This window comes from Pseudomonas sp. GM80 (genome assembly GCF_000282515.1).
Taxonomy (GTDB): domain Bacteria; phylum Pseudomonadota; class Gammaproteobacteria; order Pseudomonadales; family Pseudomonadaceae; genus Aquipseudomonas.
This window is the reverse complement of the sequence record NZ_AKJD01000157.1, coordinates 1-13820: the sequence shown is the minus strand read 5'-3', so window position 1 is coordinate 13820 and position 13820 is coordinate 1. Positions and strand designations below refer to the sequence as shown.

The window sequence follows — 13820 nt, the reverse complement described above, 5'->3', positions numbered from 1 at the left end:
GCAGACTGTTTCCCTGACATCCATTTCACTCCGCCACCCTGGCAGAATCCTACGTGTCCGTGTTGTTGCTTTGCGCTTCCTGCGCGACGTCCATGAAATGTAGATTAGCTCTGGATCCAATTTCCGACTATGGGAGAACAGCAGCACGTCATGTAAGAGAATGCTTACATGACGTTACATCATCAGAATTGCGCCGCATCCAGCAGGAACAGCGACTCGCTGCCAGCCTTCACCGACGCGCTCAACGAGTGAATGCGCGGCAACAGACGGGCGAAGTAGAAACGTGCGGTGCCGAGCTTGCTGGCGTAGAAATCGTCCTGCGCTTCTTTGCCCAGCGCAGCTTTAGCCATCAGTGCCCACATGTAAGCGTAGGAAACGTAGCCGAACGCTTGCAGATATTCGACCGAGGCCGCGCCGATTTCGTTCGGGTTGTTTTTCGCCCGATCCAGTACCCACGAGGTCAGTTCGTCGAGGGTGTCGACGGCATCGTTCAGCGGCTTGGTGAATTCGCCCAGATCGGCGCTGGCAGTCGCGGTGAAGTGGCGGATCTCGTCAGCGAACAGCTTGTAGAACGCGCCGCCGCTGCCGACGATCTTGCGACCGACCAGATCCAGCGCCTGAATGCCGTTGGTGCCTTCGTAGATCTGGGTGATGCGCACATCACGCACCAGTTGTTCCTGGCCCCACTCACGGATGTAGCCGTGACCGCCGAAAATCTGTTGGCCGTGCACGGTGGTTTCCAGACCGAGATCGGTGAGGAACGCTTTGGCCACCGGCGTCAGCAACGCGACCAGATCTTCGGCACGCTTGCGGGTCGCGGCGTCTTCGCTGAACTTGGCGGTGTCGAGTTGCATCGCCACGTAAGTGGAGAACGCACGGCCGCCTTCGTTCGAGGCTTTCATGGTCAGCAGCATGCGCCGCACGTCCGGGTGGACGATGATCGGGTCAGCGACTTTGTCTTTGTTTTGCGCGCCCGTCGGTGAACGGCTTTGCAGACGGTCGCGCGCGTATTCAACGGCGTTCTGATAAGAGCGCTCGCCGGTCGCCAGGCCTTGGATGCCGACGCCCAGACGCTCGTAGTTCATCATGGTGAACATCGCGTTGAGGCCTTTGTTCGGCTCGCCGACCAGATAACCCACGGCTTCGTCGAAGTTCATCACGCAGGTCGCGGAGGCCTGGATGCCCATTTTGTGTTCGATCGAACCGCAGTTCGCCGGGTTGCGCGCGCCGAGGCTGCCGTCGGCGTTGACCATGAACTTCGGCACGAGGAACAGCGAGATGCCTTTCGGGCCCGCCGGGGCGTCCGGCAGTTTCGCCAGCACCAGGTGAATGATGTTTTCGGTGAGGTCGTGTTCGCCACCGGTGATGAAGATCTTGGTACCGCTGACCTTGTAGGAACCGTCGGCCTGAGGCTCAGCCTTGGTACGAATAATCCCCAGGTCGGTGCCGGCGTGCGGCTCGGTCAGGCACATCGAACCGGCCCAGACGCCGGCGTACATGTTCGGCAGGTACGCGGCCTTCAGCTCTTCGCTGGCGTGGGCATTGATCGACAGGCAGGCACCGGCGGTCAACATCGGGTACAGACCGAAGGACAGGCTGGCGGAGTTGACCATTTCTTCAACTTGCGCCGACACGGCTTTGGGCATGCCCATGCCGCCGTACTCGGGATCACCGCCCACGCCGACCCAACCGCCTTCGGCGTAAGTCTGATAAGCCTGTGGGAAACCGGCCGGGGTGGTGACGGCGCCGTCGGCCCAATGGCAGCCTTCTTCGTCAGCGGCACGGCTCAAAGGCGCGATGCTTTTGCTGGTGACCTTGCCGGCCTCTTCGAGAATGGCTTCAACGGTTTCGGCGTCGACGGTCTCGGCCAGTGCCGGCAGTTCGGCCCAGAGTTTGGCGACCTCGAACACTTCATTGAGGACGAAGCGCATATCGCGCAGCGGCGCTTTGTAGTCAGCCATGGCAAACCTCGCAAGATCTAAACGGTGATTCGTGGAATGATGTTTTCGTTGAGCCCGAGTGTACCTCAACAACTTTTGCGACACATAGGGTCAACCGGTGACTGATTTGTTATTTTTAGTCACCACAAAAAATCGCAGCCCCGCCAACCCCAAATTCCCTGTAGGAGCTGCCGAAGGCTGCGATCTTTTGATCTTCTTTAAAGCGCAAACAACTCCGCCGGCAACTTCATCAAACAATCACTCCCCGCCTCAATCGCCGCCCGATGCGCCGCCGTACGTGGCAACAAGCGCTTGAAGTAAAACTCGCACGTCGCCAATTTCCCGCGCAGATAATCCGCCTCGCCCTCGCCCGCCTCCAATTGCGCCTGCGCCACCCACGCCATGCGCAACCACAGATAACCGAGAATGATGTAACCGCTGTACATCAGATAATCCACCGACGCCGCGCCCACTTCATCAGGGTTCTTCATGGCCGCCATGCCGACCTTCATGGTCAGGTCGCCCCACTGCTGATTCAGCTCGTTGAGCTGCGCAACAAAACTGCCCAACTGCGGATGGTCAACATTGGTCGCGCAGAACTTGTGGACGATTTTGGTAAACCCACGCAGCAATTTGCCCTGACTGCCCAGCACCTTGCGCCCGAGCAGATCCAGCGCCTGAATGCCGTTAGTGCCTTCGTAAATCGGTGCAATCCGGCAATCGCGCACCAGTTGCTCCATGCCCCACTCGCGAATAAAACCGTGACCGCCAAATATCTGCATGCCGAGGTTGGTCACTTCCAGCCCGCTGTCGGTCATGAACGCTTTGCAGATCGGCGTGAGGAACGCCAGCAGGTCTTCAGCCTCCTGGCGCGCGTCGGCGTCGCTGTTCAGATGTGCGGTATCGAGCAACTGCGCGGTGAAGTAGGTCAGTGCGCGGTTGCCTTCGTTGAAGGCTTTCATGGTCAGCAACATGCGCCGCACGTCGGGGTGGACGATGATTGGGTCGGCGACTTTGTCCGGGGCTTTGGCGCCGGTCAGTGAGCGCATCTGCAAGCGGTCGTTGGCATATTTGATCGCGCCCTGAAAGCTTGCCTCGCCCAGACACAAGCCCTGCATGCCGGTGCCGAGCCGCGCGTGGTTCATCATGGTGAACATGCAGTTGAGGCCCTTGTTCGGCTCGCCGATCAGGTAGCCCTTGGCGCCATCGAAATTGAGCACGCAGGTGGCCGAAGCCTTGATGCCCATCTTGTGTTCGATCGAACCACAGGAAACACCGTTGCGTTCGCCCGCTTCGCCCGCCGTGTCCGGCAAGAACTTCGGCACGATAAACAGCGAGATGCCCTTGGTCCCGGCTGGCGCGTCCGGCAGTTTCGCCAACACCAGATGGATGATGTTGTCGCTCATGTCGTGCTCGCCGGCGGAGATGAAAATCTTGCTGCCGGTGACCGCATAACTGCCGTCAGCCTGAGGCACGGCGCGGGTCTTGATGATGCCCAGATCGGTGCCGCAGTGGGCTTCGGTCAGGCACATGGTGCCGGTCCATTGCCCGGCGGTGAGTTTGCTCAGATAGGTTTCTTTCTGCTCGGCGCTGCCGTGGGCGTGGATCGCCGACATCGCGCCGTGGGTCAGGCCCGGGTACATGCCCCACGAGGTGTTGCTGGAGCCGACCATTTCGCTGATCACCAACCCCAGCGAACTCGGCAGACCCTGGCCGCCGTAGGTCGGATCTGCCGCCAGACCATGCCAGCCACCTTCGACATATTGTGCGAAAGCCTGCTTGAAGCCTGTAGGCGTTGTCACCACACCGTTGTCGAACTGGCAGCCCTCCTCGTCACCGCTGCGATTGAGCGGCGCCAGAACGTTCTCGCAGAACTTCGCGCCCTCTTCGAGGATCGCGTTGATCATGTCCGGGCTCGCGTCATCCGCGCCGAGGGCGGCGTAGTTGGCGTGGAAGTCGAAGACGTGATCGATCAGAAAGCGCATGTCGCGCAGCGGGGCTTTGTACTCAGGCATGGTGGCTTCTCCGTCAGCAGATTCCTCAACCTACTGCCGGCCACCACGCCCGACAATCATTGTGCAGACGCTGAATGCGCCGTCATCACTCAACCTGCGGCCGTGCCCATGCGCACCGCGCCACGGCGGTTCTGGCCGAACGCGACGACGCAGTTTCGCCCTGCGCCTTTGGCGCTGTAGAGCGCCTCGTCGGCTGATTTCAGGACTTGCTCGGGGTTGCGCTGCTCAACGCGCTCGGCGACGCCGATACTCACCGTCACCGACACGCTCGAAGCACCCGAGCCGGCGCGACGCTGACGTCCTTGTTGGTCGTCGTTCGGGCGGTTTTCCTGATTGCGCAGTTGAATGTTGTAGGACGCAATCGACTCGCGGATCACTTCCAGGTGCGGCATGCACTCTTCAAGGGTTTTACCTGCAAACACCAGGGCGAATTCCTCACCGCCATAGCGATATGCCCTACCGCCACCGCTGATTTTCGACAGCTTGCTGGCGACCAGACGCAGCACTTGGTCACCAACATCGTGGCCGTGGGTGTCGTTGAATTTCTTGAAGTGGTCGACGTCGCTCATCGCCAGCACATAGTTGCGGCCGAGGCGCTGCATGCGTTCGTTGAGTGCGCGACGCCCCGGCAGACCGGTGAGCTCGTCGCGGAAGGCCATTTGATAAGCCTCGTGCGCAACGGCGGCGGCGATCATCAACATCACCTGGCTGCACATGATGTTCAGGGTAAACGGCAGGATGAAGGTTTTCGGCAGCATCCAGAACACGCCGAGCAGGCCGACCAGTTGCGCCGCGTGCAGCGGGCGCGGGTTGCGCCAGTACTGCCAGGCCAAGAGCAGGAACGCCGAGATAAATACCGGATAGGACAGCTGGATCAGGCTCATCCAAGCGCCGTGCAGCGCCGGCCAGCGGATTTCCGAGAGCCACATCAACAGCGCCTGGGGATAACTTTGCTCAAGCCCCAACGCCACGCTGCCAAACGCGAGTAAAACGGCGAAGCGCGCGACCATGTCCTGAAACAGGTGCGTGCGCTCCTGCCACGCGGCAAACAGGCCAAACAGCAGCGGCAAGAGCAGACAGACCAGATGGAAGACCACGGCGGCGTCTTCGCGCACTTTGCCGTTGTCGCGGTAATAGTCGGTCTGGGTATCGAGCAGAAAGTAGGCGATGTACACCGTGAGCATCAGAAACAGTTCGCGCTGACGTCGGTATACCGCGCAGTAAGCTCCGCCCAGCAACAGCACCAAAGTCGGCAACACGTTGAACAGCGAAGTGAAGAACACGTTGAGGTCTTTGACGTACGCAGCCGCCAACCCCGCGAGTAACAACAGCAGCGAAGGTAAAAAATGACTGAAACGTACAGCGGAAGAACGCGGCAAGGGTAAAGCTCCGACCCGTCATGGCAAAAAAGATGGCATTGTGCCTGCAATGTGGCCAGTTAAGCACACAATGTGATCCAGATCACAGGCAGTCTCTTTAACGGCAGAAAACCCGACTATCTGAGCGTTTTGCCAAGTTTTTTGCCCTGCGCGGTCTGCTGGCCACCATGGCTGATGGCCAGCCTTGGAAAAAATCCTTACAGATCGTTATAGAACGGCAGTAATGGCCCCTCCGCCGGGCTCCGTCCCTCGGCACCGTAGGGTTTGAGATTGAGCGAAGCATCCGCCGCTTGCCGCGTCGTCACCTTCGGACTGGCCGGACGCTGAGTCACGGCATTTTCATCGCCGACATGGCCCTGCGGAATCACCAGTGACGGATGATCGAACGGCGCCCGTTCCCAGGCCACTCGCGGATCGGTCAGGCCGACTTCCATGAATTTCACCAGTGCATCGATCTCGTCCGGGGTCAGGTTGAGGTTGGTCATGTCCGGATCGAGGTTCGAGGTGTTGTGCTGATTCGCCGAAGGATGCTCGAAACCGCTGGTGTTGTTGGCGTCCTCGCCACGGCGATCACCGCCGCGGTTATAAAACTCCATGACTTGCTTGAGCGTCGCGCGGCTGCCGTTGTGAAAGTACGGCCCGGTCAGCGCGATGTTGCGCAGGGTCGGCGTCTTGAAGGCGCCATCGACCGAATCGCGGAAGTTGACGTTGGGTTTGAGCGTGGCGTCGCACGGAATCGCTGCGCTCAGCGGTGCTTCGAAGGTGCAGACATCGACATCCAGCGGATCGGCAATGCTGGCGCCCTGCAACAGCTTGTTGTATTGACGGCTGAACGACCACGGATTGCCCCAGGCATCTGACCCGCCAAGCGCGAGGTCTTCGGAAGTCGGGCGCACGCCGGTGTTGTAGAAACCGTTGTCGTAGAGCGTGGTGAGGTTGTCGGCCATGACCATGCGCTCGATACGCTCACGCGGGTGCATCAACAAGCGGCTGGCGGCATTGGTCAGCTCCGCGCCGCCATGGCAGTTCACACATTTACCCTTGCCGAGAAACAGGTTCATGCCTTGGACCTGCTGCGCGTTCATGGCGGTTGAATCGCCTTGCAGGTAAGCATCGATGGGCGCCTGATCGGAGATCAACGTGGATTCGTACATCTGAATCGCCAGACCGAAGAACAACGGAAAATTGGCTTCCATCTGCGTATACGGCGCACCACCCACCAGCACGTTTTGCGTGGCGTTCCACAGGCGTGGCTGGAAGGCGTTCTTGATCAGTTCGCGATAGGTCGGGCGCCGCGCGCCGGACACTGAGGCGAGCACGGAATCGTTGGAGGAAATCCGTTGTTGCTTGAGCATCAACTGATCGAGCATGCGCCGGCCGATGTCGGCGAAAGTACGGCCGCCGCAGGACATCTCCACCGCGCTACCGGGCGGGCCTACTGCTTGCGATGCGGCGGAAGCGTCGTTAAGCGCCAGTCGGACTTTGCTGGCCACGGTGCTGCGCTCGGCGGTTACGTAAATCCCTGCATCGGGATCGCGGTTGCCGAACGGCGAGAAGCCGTTGAACACGTTATTCGCGCGGCCATCCCAGAAATTGCGCACGTTGAACGCCGCGTTGATCACCGACGGCGCGTTACGCCCGGTGCTGCGACGCACGTTGATACCGCCGACCTGGAAAATACCGTCGGGCTGCTGGGTGCATTTGTCGAAGCGCGGCTGGTTGGGTTTGACGAAATTAGCGTCGAACACGCCCTGGGAGCCGACCACGTCGTCGCTCGAATAGACGATCGGCGAGTTGCGCTCCAGTGGATTGCTCAGCACATGGGTCGGGAAGTCCGTTTTCTTCAGCGTGTAGTTCGGCCCGCCCTTGCCGCCGGACAAGGTCGCGTAGGACGCCACGTCACCGGGTATGTCGGAGGCCACGAAGGGCTTGTTGAAGATCGAGGCGACGTTAGCGTTGGTGTGTGCCTGGCCGGGGTTGAGCTGGTTGGTGATGCGGTGGTCGACGCCGGCGTGATAGTGGCAGGAGGCGCACGCGGTGGCGCCATCGCTGCCGACTTCCATGTCCCAGAACAGCGCTTTGCCGAGCAGAATCGCGGCGGAGCGGTTGAGCACGTAGTCAGTCATCAAGTCGACCTTGCGCCCGCCTTCTGTCCCCGACGGATCGGGCGGCAGCATGCCACGCAGCGATTGCAGGCTCGGCACTTCCGGTACTGGCGGATCCACTTCGGCGGGCGTTGCGGCCATTGCGCCGGAGGCTGCGAGTGCGAGGGGTAGCCAGACAAGTCGACTGATGTTCATGTGCTTCACCCTGACGGTTGTTGTTATGCGTTTTGCCGGGCGAGAGGTGTCGTGGAACAGCACAGGATTTCTCGTGAGCGCCGGTTAATCCGGGCAGTGCAATTAATTGGCCATCCTGCTTGGAAACATTTTGAATCAATAAACGCGGGGACAGCGCGCTGGCAGCCACCGTTTCTGCTGGGGAATGTCCCCAGTGTTGGGGGCAAATCCAGCGCAAAAAAAAACCGCTGCCCCCGTAGGAGCAGCGGTTTTTCAAGAGACTGCGTTAAGGCTTAGTAGCCCAGTGCGAAGTCTTCTTCTTTCATGTCCATCAGGTTGTTGGCACCCGACAGCATGGTCGCCACGTGGGTACGGGTACGCGGCAGGATGCGCTGGAAGTAGAAGCGCGCAGTTTGCAGCTTGGCGGTGTAGAACGCTGCGTCGCCGGTGCCTTCTGCCAGCTTTTCAGCGGCCAGACGCGCCATGTCGGCCCAGAAGTAAGCCAGGCAGGCATAACCGGAGTACATCAGGTAGTCCACGGAAGCCGCGCCGACTTCTTCGCGATCTTTCATGGCGGCCATACCGACCTTCATGGTCAGCTCGCCCCATTCCTTGTTGATTGCCGCCAGCGGTGCGACGAATTCTGCAACGGCTTCGTTGCCTTCGTTGTTCTGGCAGAACTTGTGGACGATCTTGGTGAAGCCTTTCAGAGCTTCGCCTTGCGTCATCAGCACTTTACGGCCGAGCAGGTCGAGTGCCTGGATACCGGTGGTGCCTTCGTACAGCATCGAAATGCGGCTGTCGCGAACGTTCTGCTCCATGCCCCACTCGGCGATGAAGCCGTGGCCGCCGTAGATCTGAACGCCGTGGTTGGCGGATTCGAAACCGACTTCGGTCATGAACGCTTTAGCGATCGGGGTCATGAAAGCCAGCAGTGCGTCGGCTTTCTTCTTTTCTTCTTCATCGACGCCGTATTTGACGATGTCGACCTGTTTGGCGGTGAAGTACACCATCGCACGGTTGCCTTCGGCGAACGCCTTCATGGTCAACAGCATGCGGCGTACGTCAGGGTGAACGATGATCGGGTCAGCGGCTTTTTCCGGCGCTTTCGGGCCAGTCAGCGAACGCATTTGCAGACGATCGCGAGCGTATTTCAGGCCGCCCTGGAAACCGATTTCGGCGTGGGCCAGACCTTGCAGCGCGGTACCCAGACGTGCGGTGTTCATAAAGGTGAACATGCAGTTCAGGCCTTTGTTCGCCGGGCCGATCAGGTAACCGGTAGCGCCGTCGAAGTTCATCACGCAAGTGGCGTTGCCGTGGATGCCCATCTTGTGTTCCAGCGAACCGCAGGTCACTGCGTTGCGCTCACCGACGGTGCCATCAGCGTTCGGCATGAACTTTGGAACGATAAACAGCGAGATGCCTTTGGTGCCAGCCGGTGCGTCCGGCAGGCGGGCCAGCACGATGTGGACGATGTTATCGGCCATGTCGTGTTCACCGGCCGAGATGAAGATCTTGGTGCCGGAAACCTTATAGGAACCGTCGGCCTGAGGTTCGGCCTTGGTGCGCAACATGCCCAGGTCGGTGCCGCAGTGCGGTTCGGTCAGGCACATGGTGCCGGTCCATTCGCCGGAGACCAGTTTGGTCAGATAGGCTTCTTGCTGCTCTGGCGTGCCGTGCTCGGAGATGGTGTTCATCGCGCCGTGCGACAGGCCTGGGTACATGCCCCACGACCAGTTGGCTTCGCCAACCATTTCGCTTACGGCCAGACCCAGCGACTCCGGCAGGCCTTGGCCGCCGTGCTCGACGTCGTGCGCCAGGCTTGGCCAGCCGCCTTCAACGAATTGCTTGTAAGCCTCTTTGAAGCCCGTCGGGGTTTTCACGCCGGACTCGCTCCAGGTGCAACCTTCGAGGTCGCCCACGCGGTTCAGCGGTGCCAGTACCTGCTCACAAAACTTGGCGCCTTCTTCGAGAATGGCGTCAACCATGTCCGGAGTTGCGTCTGCGCAAGCCGGAAGGCTCTGATAGTGCGCTTCGTAGCCGAGCAGCTCGTCACGAACGAAGCGAATATCACGCAAGGGGGCCTTGTAGTCAGGCATAGCGATAAACCTCTGCTGATGTAACCGGGAATGAACGACCGCGTTGATTTGTTGTGACGGTCAAACAGTTGTTTGAAACATACGTTTACGCCGAAATCTTGTCAAGCATCGATCTTTTGCCGTTCGTCATCACGTCCGGCAAACGCTGGGCACAGCAAACCGCCATTGGCTCAAGCGAGTCATCGGCGCTGAAAAAAGATTAGTTGAGGGAGAAGGACTTACAACGAAAAACGCCGCGACAAGGCGCGGCGCTCAGGAAACTGAAGGCAAAAAAATCAGGCAAATGTATCGATGATCGTCCCGAGCATTTCATCGGATGCCTTGGCGACTTTCACGCCCAGCTCCGCCTGGAGCTTGCCCTGAGACATCTCGACCATATTGCTGGCCAGATCAGATTGCTGAGCACGATCCACGCCACGCAGACGATCGACCTGTACTTCGGACGACTGGCTGGTCACCGAGCGTTCAATCGTATTATTGGCAATCTGGCTGGCAGCCTGATCGACGCGGTTCTGTCCACTCTGAATCGAGCTCAGACCGGCATAAAAAGCTGTGTTACCGGAGATTTCCATAACGGTTCTCATCCTTGGGAAGGATCAATGGCTGCCATTGAAGCAGAGGTGTCAGAAAAACACCCGTCAAAAACACTAATGGCACAGTGCCTGCCCATAGAGAAAAACTTAGTCGAGCAGATCCAGTTGCAAATGATCCGCCACGGCCTCGGCACTCAAGGCCTTGAGTTTAGGCACGCGTCCCAAACACGGCGCGGGGATGCGCTCAGCCAATGTCGCCAGATTTTCCTCTAGCCGCGAGGTCTTTGGATCAATGATATTCGCCACCCACCCCGCTAACTGCAGGCCATCACGGGCGATTGCCTCAGCTGTCAGCAGCGCATGACTGATGCAACCCAGTCGCACACCGACGACCAGAATCACCGGCAGCTTCAACGCAATCGCCAAATCCGACAAATTATCCTGATCCGCCAACGGCACGCGCCAGCCACCCGCGCCTTCAATCAAGGTGAAATCGGCGTTCATCGCCAGAATCTCGCGCATCGGCGCCAACAACGATTGCACGGTCAGCGCCACACCCGCTTCACGCGCCGCCAGATGCGGCGCGATGGCCGGCTCGAACGCCACCGGATTGACCTGTTGATAAGTCAGCGGCACCGAACACTCGGCCAGCAGCGCTAGCGCATCCGAATTACGCAAACCCTTGGGCGTGACATCGCACCCGGACGCCACCGGTTTGCCTGCCGCCGTGCTCAAGCCTGCCGACCGCGCCGCGTGCAGCAACCCCGCGGCAACCGTGGTCTTGCCGACATCGGTGTCGGTTCCGGTGATGAAATAGGCTGCGCTCATACGGGTTTCTCCAACACGGCGTAGACCACCTGATAAGTCGCCGGCAACCCCGACGCCTCACGGAACTGCTCGTAAGCTTCAACCAAGCCGAGAATCCGCGCGCGCCCGGTCAAACCGCCCGGCCGTCCCGGATTCAGATTGTGCGCGCCCAGGGCTTTCAATTCATGGGTCAGGCTGCGCACATCCGGGTAATGCAGCACGTGCGCCTGTTTCTCCAGACTCAACGTGCGTAAACCGCTGGCCGCGGACATTTGCTCATAGCGAGCGAACTCGCGGAAGCGGTTGACGTGCACCAGCCCGTCGACCTGCCGCCAGCTGTCGCGCAACTCAAACAGCGTCCCTACACAAAGACTAGCAAACGCAAAAATTCCGCCCGGTTTCAGTACGCGAAAGGCCTCGCTGAGCACTGCTTCGAAATCCGCACACCACTGCACCGCGAGGCTGGAGAAGATCAGGTCGCAGGTCGAATCCTGCAACGGCAGCCGCTCGGCATCGCCAGCAATAAAATGCTGCGCACCACCCAACGGACGTGCGTGCTCAAGCATGCCCTCGGCAATATCCAGCGCCACACCGTGGCTCTCGGCAAACCGCGAAGCCAACGCGCGGGTGAAGTATCCCGTGCCACAACCGAGATCCAGCCAGCGCGCCGGTACAAACTCCGTCGGCAAGCGCTGAATCAACTGTGTACCGACATCACGTTGCAACTCGGCGACGCTGTCGTAACTGGCCGCCGCGCGAGAAAAAGAGGCCGCGACCTGACGCTTGTCAGGCAAGCCGCCAGGCAGCACAAGAGACAAATCAGTCATCACCGCACTCATGTAAAAAAGCCTGGATTGCACCCGCCAGTCCGTGGGGGTCTTCCAGAAGAAACGCATGACTGGCCTGTTCGATCAGACCAATTTCGATATCCGGCAACAAGGCGAACAACGCCCCCGCTGCTTCCGCCGGCACCAAACCGTCCTGCCCGGCGAACAGATGCAACTGCGGCCCGCGAAACGCCTGCAGCGCATCGCGAGTATCCATTTGCGCAAGCAATTCCAGCCCGGCCATCAATGCCGTTGGCGCTGTATTCGGCGCGCCGCCGAGCAGCAAACGCGACAAGCCGCGCGGGTCTTGCGCGCCTTGTACACAGAGCAAAGAGAAACGTTTGAGGGTCGCGCGCGGATCGACCTGGCAACCGGCGAGAAACGCGTCGAACGTCTCGCCCGCCATTGCACTCGGCCATTGCTCATGGGCAACAAAACAAGGATTGCTCGCCAGCGTCAGCAATCCGCAGCAACGCTCGCCACGCCGCGCCGCCAATTCGCAGGCGAGCATCCCACCCAACGACCAGCCACCGAGCCACACGTCCTGAGGAATGCGCTCATCAAGTTCGTCGAGCCAGTCTTGCAGATCGCGGGAATCCAGCTCGGGTAACGGCTCGATGTCGACTTTCAGATGTTCATCGAGGCCTTGCAACGCAGCGGCCAGAGGCTCCATCGGCGACACGCCGAGGCCCCAACCGGGCAGCAGAATCAGGCGATCACGCATGGCTTGGCTCCGACGAAAGTTGGGCAAAGCAATCGGCCAGTCCTGCTAACAATAGCTGCACCTGCGCTTCACTGTGGGCAGCGGTCAGGGTCACGCGCAAACGCGCACTGCCGGCGGGCACGGTGGGCGGACGAATCGCAGTAACCATCAGCCCGCGCTCGCGCAACATCTGCGACAAGCGCATCGCACGCCCGGCGTCGCCAATCATGATCGGCTGAATCGGCGTGAAGCTGTCCATCAACTCCAGGCCGATCTGCTCGGCGCCTTGGCGGAACTGACGGATCAGCGTTTGCAGATGCGCCCGGCGCCAATGCTCGGTGCACAGTAGCTCCAGACTTTTCAGCGTCGCGCAGGCCAACGCGGGGGGCTGGCTGGTGGTGTAAATGTATGGGCGGGCGAACTGGATCAGGCTTTCGATCAGCTCCTCGCTGCCCGCGACGAAAGCGCCAGCCGTGCCGAAGGCTTTGCCGAGGGTGCCGACCAACACCGGCACGTCCTCCTGACTCAGTCCGAAATGCTCGACGATGCCGCCGCCATTCGCGCCGAGCGGGCCGAAACCGTGCGCGTCATCGACCATCAGCCACGCGCCTTTGGCCTTGGCTGCGCGGGCGAGTGCCGGCAAGTCGGCCAGGTCGCCGTCCATGCTGAACACGCCGTCGGTGACCACCAGCGTGTTGCCGCTGGCTTTCTCCAGGCGCTTGGCCAGACTTTGCGCATCGTTGTGCAAATAGCGATTGAAACGCGCACCGGACAACAAACCGGCATCCAGCAGCGAAGCATGATTGAGGCGGTCTTCCAGCACCGTATCGCCCTGCCCGACCAGCGCGGTGACCGCACCGAGGTTGGCCATGTAACCGGTGGTAAACAGCAGCGCACGCGGGCGACCGGTGAGGTCGGCCAAGGCTTCTTCGAGTGCATGGTGCGGGCCGCTGTGGCCGATGACCAAGTGCGAAGCGCCGCCACCGACACCCCAACGCTCAGCGCCGGCGCGCCAGGCTTCGATCACTTGAGGGTGATTGGCCAGGCCGAGGTAATCGTTGTTGCAGAAGGCGAGCAACGGTTTGCCGTCGACCACCACTTCAGGCCCCTGCGGGGATTCAAGCAGCGGGCGCTGGCGATAGAGATTTTCGGCACGACGGGCAGCAAGGCGTGCGGCGAGATCGAAAGACATGCAGGCCTCGACAGTAAAAAACAACTCTGTAGGAGCTGCCGAAGGC

Annotated in this window: 10 protein-coding genes; all 10 read right to left on the bottom strand. The window is 60.2% G+C overall.

What is annotated here, in order from left to right; genetic code table 11:
* Positions 1-182 precede the first annotated feature (182 nt).
* A complete protein-coding gene (locus tag PMI37_RS22100; protein WP_008085160.1) occupies positions 183-1961 on the bottom strand; it encodes an acyl-CoA dehydrogenase C-terminal domain-containing protein in 1779 nt (592 codons plus the stop codon).
* A 197-nt stretch (positions 1962-2158) separates the two neighbouring features.
* Complete coding sequence (locus tag PMI37_RS22095) at positions 2159-3955, bottom strand: acyl-CoA dehydrogenase C-terminal domain-containing protein (RefSeq protein WP_008085158.1); 1797 nt, start codon at positions 3953-3955, stop codon at positions 2159-2161.
* An 89-nt stretch (positions 3956-4044) separates the two neighbouring features.
* Complete coding sequence (locus PMI37_RS22090; protein WP_008085156.1) at positions 4045-5334, bottom strand: GGDEF domain-containing protein; 1290 nt, start codon at positions 5332-5334, stop codon at positions 4045-4047.
* A gap of 197 nt (positions 5335-5531) precedes the next feature.
* Positions 5532-7634: a cytochrome-c peroxidase gene (locus PMI37_RS22085; RefSeq protein ID WP_008085154.1), complete on the bottom strand. Its 2103-nt coding sequence runs from the start codon at positions 7632-7634 to the stop codon at positions 5532-5534.
* Positions 7635-7906: 272 nt separating this feature from the next.
* Positions 7907-9712 carry a phenylacyl-CoA dehydrogenase gene (locus PMI37_RS22080; protein WP_008085151.1) on the bottom strand — a complete coding sequence of 602 codons (1806 nt, stop codon included), beginning with the start codon at positions 9710-9712 and terminating at the stop codon, positions 7907-7909.
* A gap of 275 nt (positions 9713-9987) precedes the next feature.
* Entirely contained in the window at positions 9988-10284 is a 297-nt protein-coding gene (locus PMI37_RS22075) for a hypothetical protein (protein ID WP_008085149.1), read from the bottom strand.
* A 108-nt stretch (positions 10285-10392) separates the two neighbouring features.
* The gene (bioD, locus tag PMI37_RS22070) at positions 10393-11073 is read right to left on the bottom strand and encodes a dethiobiotin synthase (protein ID WP_008085147.1); all 681 of its coding nucleotides are present in this window, start codon (positions 11071-11073) and stop codon (positions 10393-10395) included.
* Entirely contained in the window at positions 11070-11879 is an 810-nt protein-coding gene (bioC, locus tag PMI37_RS22065) for a malonyl-ACP O-methyltransferase BioC (protein ID WP_045123237.1), read from the bottom strand. Before bioC ends, bioD begins: the two co-directional genes overlap by 4 nt.
* A complete protein-coding gene (locus PMI37_RS22060; protein ID WP_008085143.1) occupies positions 11872-12603 on the bottom strand; it encodes an alpha/beta fold hydrolase in 732 nt (243 codons plus the stop codon). The genes bioC and PMI37_RS22060 overlap by 8 nt, the downstream gene beginning before the upstream one ends.
* Entirely contained in the window at positions 12596-13774 is a 1179-nt protein-coding gene (gene bioF, locus PMI37_RS22055; RefSeq protein ID WP_008085141.1) for an 8-amino-7-oxononanoate synthase, read from the bottom strand. The genes PMI37_RS22060 and bioF overlap by 8 nt, the downstream gene beginning before the upstream one ends.
* Between the last annotated feature and the right edge of the window lie 46 nt (positions 13775-13820).

What these genes read in the sequence shown, in the direction of transcription:
- PMI37_RS22095 (WP_008085158.1), bottom strand. Translation starts at nt 3,955, where the DNA reads ATGCCTGAGTACAAAGCCCCGCTGCGCGACATGCGCTTTCTGATCGAT.
- bioF (WP_008085141.1), bottom strand. Translation starts at nt 13,774, where the DNA reads ATGTCTTTCGATCTCGCCGCACGCCTTGCTGCCCGTCGTGCCGAAAAT.
- PMI37_RS22080 (WP_008085151.1), bottom strand. Translation starts at nt 9,712, where the DNA reads ATGCCTGACTACAAGGCCCCCTTGCGTGATATTCGCTTCGTTCGTGAC.
- PMI37_RS22100 (WP_008085160.1), bottom strand. Translation starts at nt 1,961, where the DNA reads ATGGCTGACTACAAAGCGCCGCTGCGCGATATGCGCTTCGTCCTCAAT.
- PMI37_RS22075 (WP_008085149.1), bottom strand. Translation starts at nt 10,284, where the DNA reads ATGGAAATCTCCGGTAACACAGCTTTTTATGCCGGTCTGAGCTCGATT.
- PMI37_RS22085 (WP_008085154.1), bottom strand. Translation starts at nt 7,634, where the DNA reads ATGAACATCAGTCGACTTGTCTGGCTACCCCTCGCACTCGCAGCCTCC.
- bioD (WP_008085147.1), bottom strand. Translation starts at nt 11,073, where the DNA reads ATGAGCGCAGCCTATTTCATCACCGGAACCGACACCGATGTCGGCAAG.
- bioC (WP_045123237.1), bottom strand. Translation starts at nt 11,879, where the DNA reads ATGACTGATTTGTCTCTTGTGCTGCCTGGCGGCTTGCCTGACAAGCGT.
- PMI37_RS22060 (WP_008085143.1), bottom strand. Translation starts at nt 12,603, where the DNA reads ATGCGTGATCGCCTGATTCTGCTGCCCGGTTGGGGCCTCGGCGTGTCG.